Source organism: Eisenbergiella sp. OF01-20, assembly GCF_003478085.1.
In the GTDB taxonomy this organism is placed as follows: Bacteria; Bacillota; Clostridia; order Lachnospirales; family Lachnospiraceae; genus Eisenbergiella.
In genome coordinates this window covers 34,369-50,071 of record NZ_QUES01000011.1, presented here as the reverse complement: position 1 = coordinate 50,071, position 15,703 = coordinate 34,369, and the positions used below count along the sequence as shown (strand labels likewise).

Below are 15,703 nucleotides of genomic sequence, written 5' to 3'. Positions count from 1 at the left end.
GCGCGCTATGAAAAGGAAGGCAAATTACTGGAAAAAGAACTATCAGCTGTGGGTTATGCTTCTCCCGGCTGTTTTATATGTATTTATTTTCTGTTATATACCGATGTACGGGATGCAGTTAGCATTCCGGGAATACAGCTTTTCTGCAGGAATTACCGGAGGGGAATTTGTGGGGATGAAATATTTTAATCAGTATTTTTCCAGCCCCATGTTCCTTACAACCCTGAAAAATACCTTTGTGATTTCTGCGGTCAGTATTATTGTGGGTTTTCCGGCTCCGATTATTCTGGCTATGATAATCAATCAGATTAGGAATAAAAAATGGAAGCGTACGGTACAGACCACCGTATATATCCCGTATTTTATTTCGGTGGTGGTATTGGTATCAATGCTTACTATTATGCTTGCAAATGACAGCGGCGTTGTGGGAAATTTTCTGAAAAGTATTCATCTGGTGGCGGGAAATACCAACCTTCTCGGATCGGAAAAGGCTTTTGTTCCGGTATACGTATTGTCGGGGGTATGGCAGAGTATGGGCTGGAACAGCATTATATACCTCGCTGCACTCTCATCCGTGGATACCCAGTTGTATGATGCCTGTAAAATTGACGGGGCAAATAAATGGCAGACCATGTGGAATATCGATTTTCCGGCAATTCTTCCAACGGTTATCATTCTTCTGATCATGAATATGGGACATATCCTTGCAGTCGGCTTTGATAAAATCTATCTGATGCAGAACAGTCTGAATCTGGGGGCGAGTCAGGTGATTTCCACCTATGTTTATTCTGTGGGGATCAAGTCATCCCAGTTTTCCTTCGGCGCTGCGGTGGGGCTTTTTAATAATATAATCAACTTTTTATTTCTGCTGGTTACCAACCATATTGCCAAAAGGACGACCGGAAACGGATTGCTGTAGGAGCAGGTATCTGCATTTATGTCTGCGGGGAAGACGCAGACAGAAAGGAAAAAAATTGAAAACAGAAAGAAAAAAGATTTACTGGCCGGATACGATTTTTTCCGTTGCCGTTATTGTGCTCAGCATTATGATTTTTATCATAATCGCATATCCCCTCTGGTTTGTTGTTATCGCTTCTGTCAGCAATTCCAACATGGTCAATCTGGGGAAGGTTACGTTCCTTCCGAAGGATATCCGTTTTTACGGCTATGAACAGATTCTGAATGATGCGAGGATTTGGAAGGGGTATGCAAACACTATTTTCTATGTAGCGGCCGGAACTGCATTGAATATGGCGGTGACGCTGCCGGCGGCCTATGCTCTCTCCCGTAAGGATTTCCGGATGGCGGATAAAGTAATGCTTTATTTTGTTTTTACCATGTTCTTCAGCGGCGGGCTGGTGCCTCTTTATATGACGGTAAGCGCCCTGAATCTGATAAGCACCAAAGCGATATTGATTGTATATATGGCGATTAATATTTATAATTTGATTATAGCAAGAACTTTTATTTCCAATTCCATACCGGAGGATTTATATGAAGCGGCTATTCTGGACGGATGCTCTCATATGTCCTATTTCACAAAAGTGGTACTTCCTCTGTCCAAGGCGTTGCTATCCGTTCTGCTTCTTTATTATGCGGTGGCCCATTGGAATGATTATTTTAATGCTCTGATTTTTAATAATAACGGAGGCAATGATCCGCTGCAGATTGTGCTGCGCAGGATATTGCTTTTAAATGAAGCTTTTTCGGGCGGCAACGGAGGGATTCAGGGCGGCTATGCCCAGGACAGTGCGGATCAGGTGAAATATGCGGTAATCATTGTATCCACCCTGCCGATCCTTTGTGTTTATCCTTTTGTACAGAAGTATTTTGAAAAAGGGCTTATGATAGGGGCCGTCAAGGGTTGAGTGTTGGTGAATTGCATAAAATTTTTGAAAAGGAGGAAATGATGGAAGAAAAAACAAAAAAAAGGCCGAATGTACTGCTGCTTCTTTCCGATCAGCAGCGGTATGATACCATCGCGGCGGCGGGTTTTCCCCATATGCATACCCCGAATCTGGATCGGCTGGCACGGGAGGGTGTCCTTTTTGAGCAATGTCATTCCACCAATCCGGTATGTATGGCATGCAGGCATGATTTAATCACAGGGCGGCCTGGCCGGGATCATGGTTACTATACCAATTTGGAAGAAAAGCCTATTGATAAGTATGCAACCCCTACTCTGCCCCGTATTTTCAGTGAGAATGGCTATCGGACTGCAGCGGTGGGGAAAATGCATTTTTTCCCTGCAAGGGAACATCATGGATTCGGGGAAATGTATCTGATGGAGGAACTTCCCAAAAGAAGACAGGATGATCAGTATCTGCAGTATCTGAAGGAAAAAGGGCTTGGAGAGATCCAGAATCCGCATGGCGTCAGGCCGCTTTTGTATCATGTGCCGCAAAACTCGGTTCAGAAGCTTGCGGACCATGGAACCATGTGGGTCGCTGACAGAAGCATACAGTGGCTGGAAGAAAACGGAGAGGAGCCATTTTTTCTCATGTGCGGGTTTATCCAGCCGCATCCGCCCTGGAATATTCCGAAAGAGCTGGATGATATGTACCGGGAGTCTGCGGTTCCGGAACCGGTACCCCGTTCCAGGATGCCAATGGACGGCAATGAGCCCAATCCCTGGTTTGGGGATTGGGACAGCAGGGAAGAGAAGGAAGCGGTTAGAAAAGCATATTATACCGCGGTGAGCATGGTGGATATGGCGGTGGGGAAGATACTGGATGCCCTGCAGGACAAAGGACTATTAGACAATACCCTCATTATTTTCACCTCTGATCACGGGGAAATGCTGCAGGACAAGGGGTATTACAGTAAGGAGCTGCCCTATGAAGGCGCAGTGCGCGTACCCTTGCTTCTGCGTTACCCAAAGAGGCTTGAGGGAGGAAGAAAAACCGGCGGATTTGTGGATACCTTTGATCTGCTGCCAACTTGTCTGGATGTCTGCGGCCTTGCTTATCCGGCAGGAGAACTGCGGGGAGAATCCCTTTTCCGGCTGGCGCAGAAGAATGACCGGGAATTCCAGTTCTCCTCCTCCGGCCTGGGATACCGGCGCTGGGTGATGTGCAGGAATAGCAGGTATAAATATGTTTTCCATTATAACGGCGGGTACGAAGAACTGTATGATATGCAGCAGGACAGCGGGGAAGAACGTAACCTGGCGGGGGAAAAGGCGGAGAATATCCGGGAAACAGTCAGCCGTCTGCGCGGGGAAGCTCTGCGTTACGAACAGGAATGCGGGCCGCAGGACATTACCCGCGGCGGGGATTTTGTGCCGGTTCCTTATAAGCCTTACCACGGTTCCATACGGGGAAAGTTCCATTTTTGGGCCAATTATCAGATGCAGAAGTTTTATGAAGGGGAACGGGCCGGACATCTGTTGCAGGAGCTTTTGTACGCTTCGGACAATCCGGAAAAATCCGGTGCAGGCCGTACCGTGCTTTTTAACGCCGAAAGCTGGCAGAGGGATTTTATGACTCGGTTCCGGGAATATACGGGAAGAGAACTGACGCAGGCGGAGCGTGAGCTGTTATTTGATAAAGAGGCGGCGCAAGTCCCGGAAAAAGAGGCGGATACTTATTATTGGTGATACGGGAAGGTGGTATATGAAAGAGGAAAAAAGGCCCAATATTATATTATTTCTGGCAGATGATATGGGGTTTTCCGATATCGGGTGTTATGGTTCGGAAATCCCTACCCCCTGTATTGACCGTATGGCAGCCTGCGGTCTGCGGTATACCCAGATGTACAGCAATGCGAGGTGCTGTCCGAGCCGTGCATCCCTTCTGACAGGGTTGTATCCCCATCAGGCGGGAGTAGGGCACATGACCGGTAATATAGGGATTCCCCAATACCAGGGATATCTGAATGAAAACTGCCTTACCCTGGCGGAAGGGCTGAAAAACTGCGGTTACCAGACCGGAATGGTGGGTAAATGGCATGTGGGAGGCGAGTACGGACACCGGAAAGAAGCCGAAAGCATAGCCGGGCAGGAAGGCTATCCCACGCCCCTGCAGAGAGGTTTTGACCGGTTTTACGGCACGTTGGAGGGCGCGGGGAATTATTATAATCCGGTCACTTTGACAGAGGACGGGAAATGGCTTACCGTCCGGCCCTCCGATGACTTTTATTATACAGAAAAAATAGGGGAAAAAAGCTGTGAATATATCAAACAGTTTTCCGGCAGCGGAAATCCGTATTTTCTATATGTGGCATTCAATGCACCCCACTGGCCTCTGCATGCAAGGGAAAAGGATATCAGGGATCGGGAAGGCTCCTATCTGTGCGGCTTTGATGAAATCCGCAGACAGCGGTACCGCCGGCAGGTGGAGATGGGAATCGTACAGGATATCTGGGATATGTCGCCAAGAGATGCGCAGTCACCGGATTGGGAAAGCGTGGCGGATAAAGACCGGGAGGATATCAAAATGGCCGTTTATGCCGCGCAGGTGATGGAAATGGATCGGGCGGTAGGACAGATTATGGAAGCGGTAACCGGCGCCGGGGAGGAAGAGAATACGGTTTTTCTGTTTTTATCGGATAACGGAGCCTGTGCGGAGGAACTGCCCCCGGATGGATGGATTATGAATTTTGCGGAGGAAAAGACGCGGGACGGCAGGGTGGTCGCTGTGGGAAACCGTCCCGGGATCCGTCCCGGCGGAGAGGATACCTATATGAGCTATGGCCTTCCCTGGGCAAATGTGAGCAATACGCCGTTCCGGCTGTTTAAGCACTGGATTCATGAAGGCGGGATCGCCTCCCCTTTTGTGGTACAGTGGAAAAATGGAATCAGGGAAAACGGGGCGCTGCGGCATACGCCGGTGCATTTTATTGATATCTTTCCAACCCTTCTGGAACTGGCGGGGGCAGAGTACCCCGGGCAAAAGGAAGGAAAGACTCTGCTTCCCCTCCAGGGAGAAAGCCTTGCGGCAAGCTTTGCCGGACTTCCCGGGAACGGGAAGGAGTGGGGACGGACACGGCCTATTTTCTGGGAGCATGAAGGCAACGGCGGGGTCAGGCTGGGACGGTACAAGCTGGTACGAAAATATCCCGGTCCGTTTGAACTGTATGATATGGAAAAAGACAGGACGGAACTTCATGACATTGCGGAGGAGGAAAAGGAAACTGCGGACAGGATGAAAGGTCTTTTTTATGACTGGATGCAGAAAACACAGGTCAGAGACTGGGATGAAATGCTTATGTGGATGAAACATAGTAATGGATAAAATGCAGCTGTTATCCATGAGACAACGTCCCCAGTCTCTGCGCCGCAATCCAGTCAATGATGGCGGCCGGTTTCCCATGGCACATCACCGGTTCCCCGTCGAAATCGAGAGTGCAATGGTTGTTCAGCATAGGAATCCAGGACCAGTGCCCCATGTAGGTATAAGGCGTGCCGTCTTCATTAAAATACAGGCCGGTCTGATCCGTAATATGCTCCCAGTATGTAAAATGAATATTTTTTCCGCCGGCAGCAATCAGTCTCTTATAGGTAGGGACGACATACTGATCCGGGATCACCACCGGGTCATCCTCGGCGTGAGTGAACCAGATGGGTTTGGAAGCAATGGCGGCGATGTCTTCATCTGTGATGAAGCAGTCCGCCAGTGCTTCACATACCGGGAAGGCCGCCGCATATCTGCCGGGATTGCGGATCAGCATTTTCATAGTCATGAAGCCGCCGTTGGAGTCTCCGCCCAGATATATCCGAGCCGTGTCAATATCATCATGATCCCGGATAAAAGCGGCAATCAGCCGTTCCAGAGGTTCCACATACATGGAGGACCCGTCTTTCGTATAGCCGCCGCTACCGTCGTCCATCCACATGGTTGGCGTCTGGGGGGCCAGCAGATAGGCGCCTCCGAACTTTTTCTGGATATCGGGAGAAATCAGGTTAACCACCTTGTTGCCGGTGGCGGCGATGAGGGGTTCCTTTCCCCCTTCCCCGGCGCCGTGCAGCCAGATTAACAGCGGTACTTTGCGGGTATCGGCTTCTTTGGGGCGGTAGAAGCAATAAGCCAGCGAAGCTTCCGGATCCTCATGCACGGCGGTCTGTAACAGATCGCCGTATAGAAATAAGTTCCCGTCGTTTTCATCAAAAACCAGCCCCTCCAGCGTACCGGTGCCGGTTTTTATGGGTACCAGCTGCTCGGTCTGGTAAGCGACATTTACGGTCACGTTAAAGTTTCCGTCAAAACGGATAAGGGAGCCAAGGCCTTCTCTGGGATCGCAGTACAGGCAAAGGGTGATGTATTCCCCGTTTTCCGAGCGGTTTCCTTCCGCGTCCGACACATACAGATCGGTGACTTTTCTGGTTCCCTTCATGGAATCGTCAGGTTTTTCACCCATGAAAACAGGCCAGGCAAAATCCGCTCCCGATACGGCGGTGCGCGTCACAGATACGCGAAACATATCTTTGGTAAGTGCAGCACCTTTCAGGCCGGTTCCCACATGCAGGATGACTTTGCTGATGTGGGGGCCGAAATCAAAACTTTCCGTTACTGTTACATAATGTTTTCCCATCTTTTTTCTCCTGTTCTTGTTGTTGTCCGCAGCCGTTCTGTGTCTGCCGGGATACCTTCCGGCAGCCCATACGGCCGGGGTTTTAGCCCTTTACGCCGCCTAGTGTGATGCCTTTTACAAAGTTCTTCTGGATGAACGGATAGATGATGACGATGGGCAGGATGCCCAGCGTTGCCATTGCCATACGCACGGAAACGGAAGGAATTTCCGACAGTCCCTGGTTGACATTGCCCACCTGGCTTGCGTTCTGGGTCAGCGCGTTGATATTCTGCATCAGACGGTTTAACAGATTCTGAATGCTGTATAGATCGGTTCGTTTCACCAGATAAATGTATCCGTTGTTCCAGTCATTCCAGTAGGCAATTCCTGCGAACATGCCGATTGTGGCGATGATTGGCTTGGACAGGGGAACGGCGATTTTCTGCATGGTCTTGAATTCGCTGGCTCCGTCTATATAAGCTGCCTCCAGAATCTCGTCCGGCACGCTGCTCACAAAATAACTCTTCATCAGCAGGACATTAAACGCATTCATCAACAAGGACGGGATCAGCAGGGCATAAATCGTATCCTTGATGTGGAAGACATTGGTATAGTTGATGTAGGTAGGGACAAGACCGCCGTTAAAAAGCATGGTGAACACGACGAGGAAGGTGAATATTTTACGGCCCGGCAGGCTTTTTTTTGCCAGGCCATAGGCCAGGCCGATGGTCAGAAGAAGGCTGCAGGCAGTTCCTGCCGCCGTGATCAGAAAAGAGATGCCATAAGCCTTCAGTACCATGCCGCCGTTGGATGCGAAAATCCATTTGTAAGCATAAGCACTCCATTCCCCGGGGAAAAAGGAATAACCGTCCCGAAGCAGCGCCCCGTTTGATGTCAGGGATGATATGACCATCAGGATAATAGGAATGATGGCAGCAGCTGATAATAGTATTATGATAAGGTGTCCGACCGCATTAAATATCTTATCTTCTCTTGTTTTCATAATTGATATCCTCCTATTTCGTAACGGTCCGGACTTGCCGGAACCGTTACGCTGTTTTACCACAATGCGCTTTCCGTATCGACCCTGCGCACGACCAGGTTGGCAGCCAGAATCAGGACGAAACCGACAACGGACTGGTATACGCCGGCAGCGGCCGACATGGAAATGTTGCCTAACTGCAGCAGCCCCCTGTAAACATAAGTGTCAATGGTCTGCGTTGTGGAATACAACGCACCCTGGTTCATGGGAACCTGATAGAACAAGCCGAAATCCGAGTAGAAAATACGGCCGATCGCCATCAGGGTCAGCATGATAATGGTAGGCCGGAGCATGGGAAGCGTGATGCAGCGGATCTGCTGCATTTTGCTGGCGCCGTCTATCTGGGCCGATTCGTAGTAGGAGCGGTCAAAGCCCATCAGGGTGGAGAGGTATATAATACAGTTATAGCCGATGGCTTTCCATGCATTGACCAGAATCAGGAGGAACGGCCAGTATTTCGGTTCGGAATACCAGCTGATCCCTTCCTTTCCGAACAGAGGCAGTATCGCATTGTTTACAAAACCGTTTTCCACGGAAAGGAATGCGAATACCAGATAGCCGATGATAACGGAAGAAATGAGGTAGGGGAGCAAAATGGCGCTCTGATAGACCTTTTTTGCTTTGCCCCACATTTCACTTAAGAGGATTGCTACAAAAATGGCAAGGATGGTATTGATCACGATAAACGCCAGGTTATAGCAGATAGTATTCCGCGTGATCACCCAGGCATCGTTTGTGGTGAACAGGTATTCAAAGTTTTTGAAGCCGATCCAGTCGCTTTTGTAGATCCCCTTTCTTGCATTATACTGCTTGAACGCCACAATCAGGCCGGGCAGCGGCATGTAGTTATTGATAAACAGATACACCAGTCCCGGAAGCATGATGAGGTAAATCGGGATATAGCGGCGGAATTTCCGCCATGTCATTTTGGAACCGCGGTCCGGCCGGACCGCCGTCATGTTCTGCGCTTTGGACATCGTCATGGATACTCCTTTCGTTACAACAGGCAGCCTGTCAGATTTGCTGCCGTTTTGCTTTCGTGGTAACAGTTCAGACGGCCTTTTGCGTCCTGCGTCATGCCTGCCTGCGTCCCTGTGTCCTGATTATACCTGCCTGTCCAGACGCAAAAAAACAACAATCCTGACTTGTATTGGCATTATCCGGACATTATAATCTGCATTTCTTGACATTGGAAAAAGGAATGACTACACTGATAATTACGAAACATGGTTCTGGCAATATGCACAAACGGAGGATGGAATGAAGAAGAAACTGCAGCAATTATCCGTCAATACCTATACGCTTTTTCTTTTGTTTGCCGTCCTTTTATTTTTTCTTGCGCTCATAGCCTTTAACAATCACAGGGCGGTATCGGTATTGCTGGATCATGTATATCACAACACACAGGACACGGTAGTGCTGTATGAAAAGCAGATTGATACGGAACTGGATCGTATGGAGACCTTTCTCTATACGGTTGCGATTGACAATGCGGATTATACAAACCTGATCTACGGGGATTTTGGTTCCACTTCCTGGTACAGCTGCCTGTATCATCTGAATAAGGACTTTACCAGTGCATTATCCGTATATACGGCGGATGGTTTTTTGTTCTATCTGCCGGAAAACGATACCTTTCTGTTCTCCAACCAGATTGCAAACATCAGCGTGGTTCTGCAGAATACACTCAGAAAAGAGATTTCCGGGGAAGAAAAATCCAGGGACTGGGAAATTATGGAGATAAACGGTTCCTGTTATCTGATCCGTTTTATTAACATAGGGGGCGCACGGCTGGGGGCGCTGGTTGGCATCCCTTCGTTAATCGGGTCTCTTACGGATACCGGTTCCGAAAGGGTGGATTTGTACGTGACCACACCGGAGAATCGTTTATATGGCCTGGATACAGGGCCGGTGACATTGGACTTTGAAGTCCTTACTGATACCTATGCAATTAAAAACATAGACGGACGGAAAATGTTCCTCGTTCAGCAGCCCCTTTCCAACGGTGCGCTGTACCTGACGAGGATGCTGCCTTATTCAGAAGTGCAGGCGCTGAATGCCGCTTTAAACCGGGATGTCCTGATTACAACAGTTTTGTTTCTGCTAATTTGTTTCTCTCTTGTTTTTTTCGTGAAAAAGCAGATCATCCGGCCCGTTACGAATCTGACGAAGGCTTTGGAAGAAGTATCGGAAGGCAACCTGGAAAATCATATTTCCATTTCCGGGCAGCTGAAGGAATACCGGCAGATGTCAAAGACCTTCAATGAAATGGTAACGGAAATCAAAGATTTAAAAATTGATGTATATGAAGAGAAGCTTCAGTATCAGCATCTGGAAAACCAGTATCTGAAACAACAGGTCACACCGCATTTTATGATAAACTGTCTGAACACAGCCTACCAGCTTTCGGAACCGGAGCATCTGGAGCTGTCCCGCTCCATGCTGATGGATCTGAGCAGACATCTGCGTTATACGCTGTCCTCGGGTCAGACGGTTCCGCTTTATGAAGATCTGCAGCTGGTCAAAAATTATGTGGAAATGTCAGAAATCCGTTATCCCGGCTGTCTGGCTCTTTATGCAAACTGTCCCGATGCCTTCCGCCAGGCCACGGTCGTTCCGCTGCTCATTCTGAATTTCATTGAAAACACGATCAAATATGAGGTAGTGATGGGAAAGGTTCTGGAAATGCATATAGACGTCACCTCTTATGAAACAGAAGAGGAAATCCGGCTGCATATCTGTATCTGGGACAACGGAAGGGGATTTTCACCGAAAATGCTGGAACGAATAACGGCTCCTTCTTATCCTGAGCCGGGAGATACTTCGCATATCGGAATGACCAATGTGATTTTCCGCATGCGCCATATTTTTCCCGATACCCGGTTTTCGTTCTGTAACCGTCCGGGAAAAGGGGCGCAGATAGATATGGAGTTCCCTTATCAGCCATATGGGGATGCAGCGCGGCAGAGCCTGTAGAAAAGGGGTACCGATGAATTTATTGATTGTAGATGACGAATATTACAGCGCGGAAGGCACAAAGAAAAAAATAGCGCAGAAGGGCCCGGTGTTCGATGAGATATTCTGCGCATACAACATGACCCAGGCCCTGGAATATTTTGCGGGGCATAGCGTTGCTGTTATGATCCTGGATATAGAAATGCCCGGCGGCAGCGGTCTGGAGCTTCTGGATCATATCCGGCAGCAGGGACTGGATACAATTTGTATTTTTTTGACCGCCTATGCCAAATTTGAATATATCTCAAAGGCCATGCGTCTGACCAGCATCGATTATCTTTTGAAACCGGTGGGGGAAGAGGAGCTTTTGGGCGCCGTCACGAAAGCGGTTAATCAGTACCGCCAGCAGAAAAATGCCAGACTGGACACCCAGCAGGCCAATTACTGGAAGGAAAGCGAGCTGTATTTGTGGGAGCTGTTCTGGCTGGACCTTTCCGAAGGTGCAATTTCCAGCAGGAAAGAGGGAATTGCAAGTGAACTGAATCTGCGCAACCTCAACCCGGCGGCCGCCGAGCTTTCCTATCTGATCCTCCTAATCCAGTGCAACGGCATGGAGAAGCTTCCTGTGGAAAAGGATCTCTATGAATTTTTGCTGAAAAATATCGCCAGGGAATATTTTTATAACAGAGAGGAGATCCCGGTGGCGGTACGCCAAAACAGACAGTTTTACTTTCTGCCCCTGCCTGAAGCGGGGCACAGCAGGGAAGCCCTGCTGTCCCGGTGCACGCAGGCACTGACGGATTTTGTGCCCCGTTTTCCCAATACGTTCAACTTTTATATTGCCGCATCCGGGTGCAGGATTTCGGAATTCCAGGAAACCTTAAAAGAGCTGCAGGATGCGGCCATGAAAAATGTATCGCTGGAAAATCATGTATTCGATCTTGCGGAGAACGCGAAAACGGATACAGCAGGGGCGGAGGTCGCTTTTTCTTCGAAACGCTGGAGCGATCTGCTGCTTTCCCGCAAAATCAGCAATCTTGCGTCGGAGGCGGATATGTTTTTGAACACGCTTCAGCATTCGCGGAGTATAACAAGGGACACGCTGTCCCATTTTTATTACGGCTTTCTGCAGACCTTGTTCCGTTGTATGGAAACCGCGAACGAGGACGCGCTGCCCCTGTTCCAGAAACGGATCGCGCAGTTTTCCGTGGAGCAGGCCTGCTCGTCCATCCAGAATCTGCGGGACTGGGTCGATGCAGTGCTGAAGCTGTATGAGGAATACGGCTTAAATGCATCGGGCCGGGATGCGGCTGTAATAAGTGTTAAAAACTATATCCATACCCATCTGGATCAGGAGCTGACCCGGGAATCGCTGGCGGCCATGGTGTATCTCACGCCGGATTACCTGTCTCATCTGTTCAAGCGCGAGACCGGTTTTTCATTGACCAACTATATTATTTATGAACGGATAGAAGAGGCGAAACGGATGCTGGCGGGAACGGATCGCAGCATCAGTGAGATAGCAACCAGATGCGGGTTTCAGAATATCTCTTATTTTTCCAGGCAGTTCAGGCGTTTTACGGGAGTTACGCCGAGGGAGTTCAGGGGATGACGTACCAGGACGATTGTCGGAAAAAGAACCGTTGAAGCTTTGAAAGCCTCACCGGTTCTTTTTTATACAGTATTTTAGTTATTTTGCCGCCGCCCAGGCATCCAGCTGTGCCTGTTTTTCAGCGATGATTTTCGCAAGCCCTGCATTGTTCATTTTTTCCAGCATTTCGGGAATCCCCACTTCCGGATCCACGAAGCCATATTCCAGGCTCTTCTGGTATTCTTCATACACATTAGTTACCGCCGTGAGTTCTGTTGTGATTGTTGTGCTGTCAAAGGCAAATCCCATGGCGGGGGATTTTATTGCTTCCTCATTAAATTTCCTGGTACGATCCCACAGATCCGCCGTATTTCCCACCAGGACGGTGCTGGCGAACTGATTAGGGTACAGCCAGTTTAATGTGGAGTAGGTATCCGGGCTTGTACCGGCGTTGGCATCCAGAAAGCCATCCTCTGTAATTTCATAATGCTTCCCCTCGATACCGTAAATGATGAGGTCGGAAAGCGCGGGATTGGTATACAGTTCATTTAACAAAACCATGGATGCTTCGGGACTTGCTGTCGTTATGGGCATAACCCAGGGATAGCTCGATATGGAAGAGGAAGAGATATAATCCTCCCTGGTCTGGAAGATGGTCATATCCCGTCCGCCGCCGGTGGATTCCTGCACCTTGCTGCCCGGTTTGCCGCCGGTGCCGTAGGCCATCAGAACATTTTCTTTTACCAGGGTTATGACGTTTGTGGTATCAGCAGCGGCGTCCTTGCTGATATAGCCCAGCTGGTTCCAATTATATACCCTTTTGCAGAAGTTCATATATTCATCGGATTCGAACAGGTTTACTATTTTTAATTCCTCACTTGTCCCAAGGAGGACGCCGAAGTTATCGCCGCCGATCTGATCGATCATCGTCTGCTGGACCAGGTCGTTCGCCGCAGGACGGTATACCTCAAGCTCCGGATATCCGGCATGGAGCTTTGCGAAAATTTCATTCAGTTCTTCTTCGGTTATTTTAATAATTTCTCCGGCATCTGCGGGGGCTTCATACCCGATACCATCCAGATATTCGGTGCTTACCGCGATACAGCCGCGGCCCGATGCATAATCGCGGGTATTGGTGAGTCCGTAGAGAACACCGCCCACGCGGCAGGCATCTATATATTCCTGACCGAGGACTTCGATGATTCCCTGTCCATAGGTTTGAAGCAGCTCGTCCTCCTCCAGATCCATCAGATACCCCTGGTTTACCATATTGGAATAGCTTGCAAACAGGGTGCTCAGGATGTCTATTTGTTCCCCGCTGGAAAGCGCGAGTGTCATATTCTGCTTATAGGATCCAGAGTCGCTGATCTGGAATTCCACTTCTATATTGTATTTTGCCCGTAAAATTTCGTTGACCTTTTCCGTAACCATTTCCAAATCCGCCGGCGCGCCTGTCCAGGTAGGGAATGCCATAACCAAATGCTGCAGCTCTTCAAAATAATATTCTTCCGGTGTATCGGTATTCCCGGCCTCTGAACTGCCGGCCTCCGTTGTCCCGGATTGCCCGGCGGAGGCAGATGCGGTACCCGACGGACTCCCGCTGTCCTTACCGCCGCAGGCTGTGAGGCCGATTGCCACAGCCGCAGCGAGTATAAGCGCTAACACTTTCTTTTTCATAGTAAATTCCTCTCTTTCTGAATCGTACGGTGGAACCGTTCCTCTGATGGTAAGTTTATTTTATGGGAAGCCTTCGTTTGATAAAAGAACGATTCTGCTGTCAATTGACACAATACTGTCAAAAGGGGACAGCTTTGTTCTGTTTTTCAGGCGGCACAGTTTTTATACTTATTATGTCACCGTTCAGATACGTCTGAACCGTTCCTTTATTATATCATTTTCTGTGAAGGAGGCTTTCCTATGAAAAAAAATATTTATGTACCGTTGACCGGCACGCCGATCACTTTGCTGTCCGGCATTACGTTCGCCAGAGTGCCTTACTGGTTTCCCTTTTATAACTATAAGGATCTGAAGCTGGATCTCCTTCTGCCCTTCAGACCGGAGGAGGGAGAGAAAAGGCCGTTGTTTGTTTGGTTATGCGGAGGAGGTTTTGCAACAATGGAACGTTCCGCTTATATTCCATGGCTGACCTATTTTGCAAAAAGGGGATATGCGGCGGCGAGTATTGAATACCGGCTGTCCAACAGCGCCCATTTTCCGGCGCAAATCGAGGATGCCAAAAAGGCGATCCGTTTTTTGAGGGCACATGCCGATGAATTCAGGATTGATCCGGAGCGGATCGCTGTCGGAGGCGAATCCGCCGGCGGTAATCTGGCAGCTATGGTGGGTGTCACAAACGGTATTTCTGCCTTTGATGTGGGAGAATATCTGGAACAGTCCAGCCGGGTATCGGCTGTGGTAAATTATTATGGTCCCGCAGCCCTGAGACGGAAACCGGCACGGCAGTCCATGGACGGCGTGCCGCTGCCGGAAACCACAGGCGATTCCCGCACAGTCCAGCTTCTGGGCTTCGATCCGGAGGCGGAACCCGAAAGGGCGGCAAAAATGGAAGCACAGTATTATGTCAAGGAAAATACGGTTCCGTTTTTCCTGGCCCACGGAACTGAGGATACGCTGGTGGATATTTCAGGCAGTGATGCCTTTTATGAGGTCCTGACACAGAATAAGGTGCCTGTGGAGTATTACCGCATACAGGGGGCCGGGCATATGGGGATGGAATTTTACCAGGAGGAGATGTCACAGAGGATTCTGGAGTTCCTGGATCGAATGCTGTAAGGCATAGAAGGGAAAATACGCTTCAGGCCGGACAGGCCGCCTGCAATTGTTGTTTCTTTGTAACTGTGAGGGTACTGAACAGTTACGTTTCTTTGTTATAAGCTGTCCGGCCTTTTGGAGGATATATCAACAGATAACCCCGTCCCGTACCGTTATGATCCGGCTGCTGCTTTCCGCGGCCTCCGGCGAGTGGGTGACCATGAGGATAGTCTGGCCGCTGTCCCGGTTTATTTCCCGGAGAAGCTCCATGATTTCGGCGCCGGTTCCGGTATCCAGGTTGCCGGTAGGCTCGTCGGCAAAAAGGATTTCGGGCCTGCCGATCAAGGCTCTGGCGATGGCCACCCGCTGCTGCTGGCCGCCGGATAATTCCCGGGGGGTATGCCTGCGGCGGTGGGAGAGGCCCACGACATCCAGGATGTGTTCCAGATCCTTTTTATATTCCTGCTTTTTCCTGCCGTCCAGCAGCAGGGGGAGCAGGATGTTTTCTTCCACGCTCAGGTTGGGTATGAGGTTGTAAAACTGAAAAACAAACCCGATTTTCTGTCTGCGGATCCGGCTCATTTTTGCATCGTCAAACCGGGAAATATCGGTTCCGTTGAGAAGGACGGATCCGGACGTGGGGGAGTCCAGGCCGCCCAGGATATAGAGGAGCGTGCTTTTCCCGGAACCGGAAGGCCCCATGATGGCTGCGAATTCCCCCTGCGCCACCTTAAGGGAAACGTCTTTGAGCACCTTTGTGGGGGTGCCGCCCGGATTAAAATCTTTGACAAGATGTCTGCCTTCCACGGCAATATTTTTTTCTGCTTTCATAG

General features: G+C 49.5%; 12 protein-coding genes. 7 read left to right on the top strand and 5 right to left on the bottom strand.

Annotated elements, in window-relative coordinates; translation table 11 throughout:
- Nucleotides 1-7 precede the first annotated feature (7 nt).
- From DXA36_RS14395 to DXA36_RS14380, 4 genes are read left to right on the top strand one after another with little or no spacing between them, the layout of a single operon-like run.
- Nucleotides 8-919 carry an ABC transporter permease gene (locus tag DXA36_RS14395; RefSeq protein ID WP_118680241.1) on the top strand — a complete coding sequence of 304 codons (912 nt, stop codon included), beginning with the start codon at nucleotides 8-10 and terminating at the stop codon, nucleotides 917-919.
- Nucleotides 920-974: 55 nt separating this feature from the next.
- Nucleotides 975-1,868 (top strand): carbohydrate ABC transporter permease, encoded by an 894-nt coding sequence (locus DXA36_RS14390; RefSeq protein WP_118680240.1) that lies wholly within the window; start codon nucleotides 975-977, stop codon nucleotides 1,866-1,868.
- Nucleotides 1,869-1,909: 41 nt separating this feature from the next.
- Complete coding sequence (locus DXA36_RS14385) at nucleotides 1,910-3,598, top strand: sulfatase family protein (RefSeq protein ID WP_182479077.1); 1,689 nt, start codon at nucleotides 1,910-1,912, stop codon at nucleotides 3,596-3,598.
- Between the two features lie 16 nt (nucleotides 3,599-3,614).
- On the top strand, nucleotides 3,615-5,234 hold the full coding sequence (locus DXA36_RS14380) for an arylsulfatase (protein WP_118680238.1): 1,620 nt from the start codon (nucleotides 3,615-3,617) through the stop codon (nucleotides 5,232-5,234).
- Nucleotides 5,235-5,244: 10 nt separating this feature from the next.
- Here DXA36_RS14380 and DXA36_RS14375 read toward each other — a convergent pair whose 3' ends face one another.
- From DXA36_RS14375 to DXA36_RS14365, 3 genes are all read right to left on the bottom strand, one after another.
- Nucleotides 5,245-6,531, bottom strand: coding sequence for a hypothetical protein (locus DXA36_RS14375; RefSeq protein ID WP_118680237.1), 1,287 nt, complete (start codon nucleotides 6,529-6,531; stop codon nucleotides 5,245-5,247).
- Nucleotides 6,532-6,613: 82 nt separating this feature from the next.
- A complete protein-coding gene (locus tag DXA36_RS14370) occupies nucleotides 6,614-7,513 on the bottom strand; it encodes a carbohydrate ABC transporter permease (RefSeq protein ID WP_118680236.1) in 900 nt (299 codons plus the stop codon).
- 56 nt (nucleotides 7,514-7,569) lie between these two features.
- Nucleotides 7,570-8,511, bottom strand: a complete 942-nt coding sequence (locus tag DXA36_RS14365; RefSeq protein WP_118680335.1) for an ABC transporter permease — start codon at nucleotides 8,509-8,511, stop codon at nucleotides 7,570-7,572.
- 301 nt (nucleotides 8,512-8,812) lie between these two features.
- Here DXA36_RS14365 and DXA36_RS14360 point away from each other — a divergent pair, with 301 nt between their 5' ends.
- Both DXA36_RS14360 and DXA36_RS14355 read left to right on the top strand, forming a co-directional pair.
- The gene (locus tag DXA36_RS14360; protein ID WP_118680235.1) at nucleotides 8,813-10,528 is read left to right on the top strand and encodes a sensor histidine kinase; all 1,716 of its coding nucleotides are present in this window, start codon (nucleotides 8,813-8,815) and stop codon (nucleotides 10,526-10,528) included.
- A 13-nt stretch (nucleotides 10,529-10,541) separates the two neighbouring features.
- Nucleotides 10,542-12,119: a response regulator transcription factor gene (locus DXA36_RS14355; protein WP_182479076.1), complete on the top strand. Its 1,578-nt coding sequence runs from the start codon at nucleotides 10,542-10,544 to the stop codon at nucleotides 12,117-12,119.
- Between the two features lie 78 nt (nucleotides 12,120-12,197).
- Here DXA36_RS14355 and DXA36_RS14350 read toward each other — a convergent pair whose 3' ends face one another.
- Entirely contained in the window at nucleotides 12,198-13,775 is a 1,578-nt protein-coding gene (locus tag DXA36_RS14350; protein WP_118680233.1) for an ABC transporter substrate-binding protein, read from the bottom strand.
- 240 nt (nucleotides 13,776-14,015) lie between these two features.
- On the opposite strand from DXA36_RS14350, the gene DXA36_RS14340 reads away from it, so the two are divergent.
- A complete protein-coding gene (locus tag DXA36_RS14340; RefSeq protein ID WP_118680231.1) occupies nucleotides 14,016-14,891 on the top strand; it encodes an alpha/beta hydrolase in 876 nt (291 codons plus the stop codon).
- Nucleotides 14,892-15,017: 126 nt separating this feature from the next.
- Here DXA36_RS14340 and DXA36_RS14335 read toward each other — a convergent pair whose 3' ends face one another.
- A complete protein-coding gene (locus DXA36_RS14335) occupies nucleotides 15,018-15,701 on the bottom strand; it encodes an ABC transporter ATP-binding protein (RefSeq protein WP_118680334.1) in 684 nt (227 codons plus the stop codon).
- Nucleotides 15,702-15,703 lie beyond the last annotated feature (2 nt).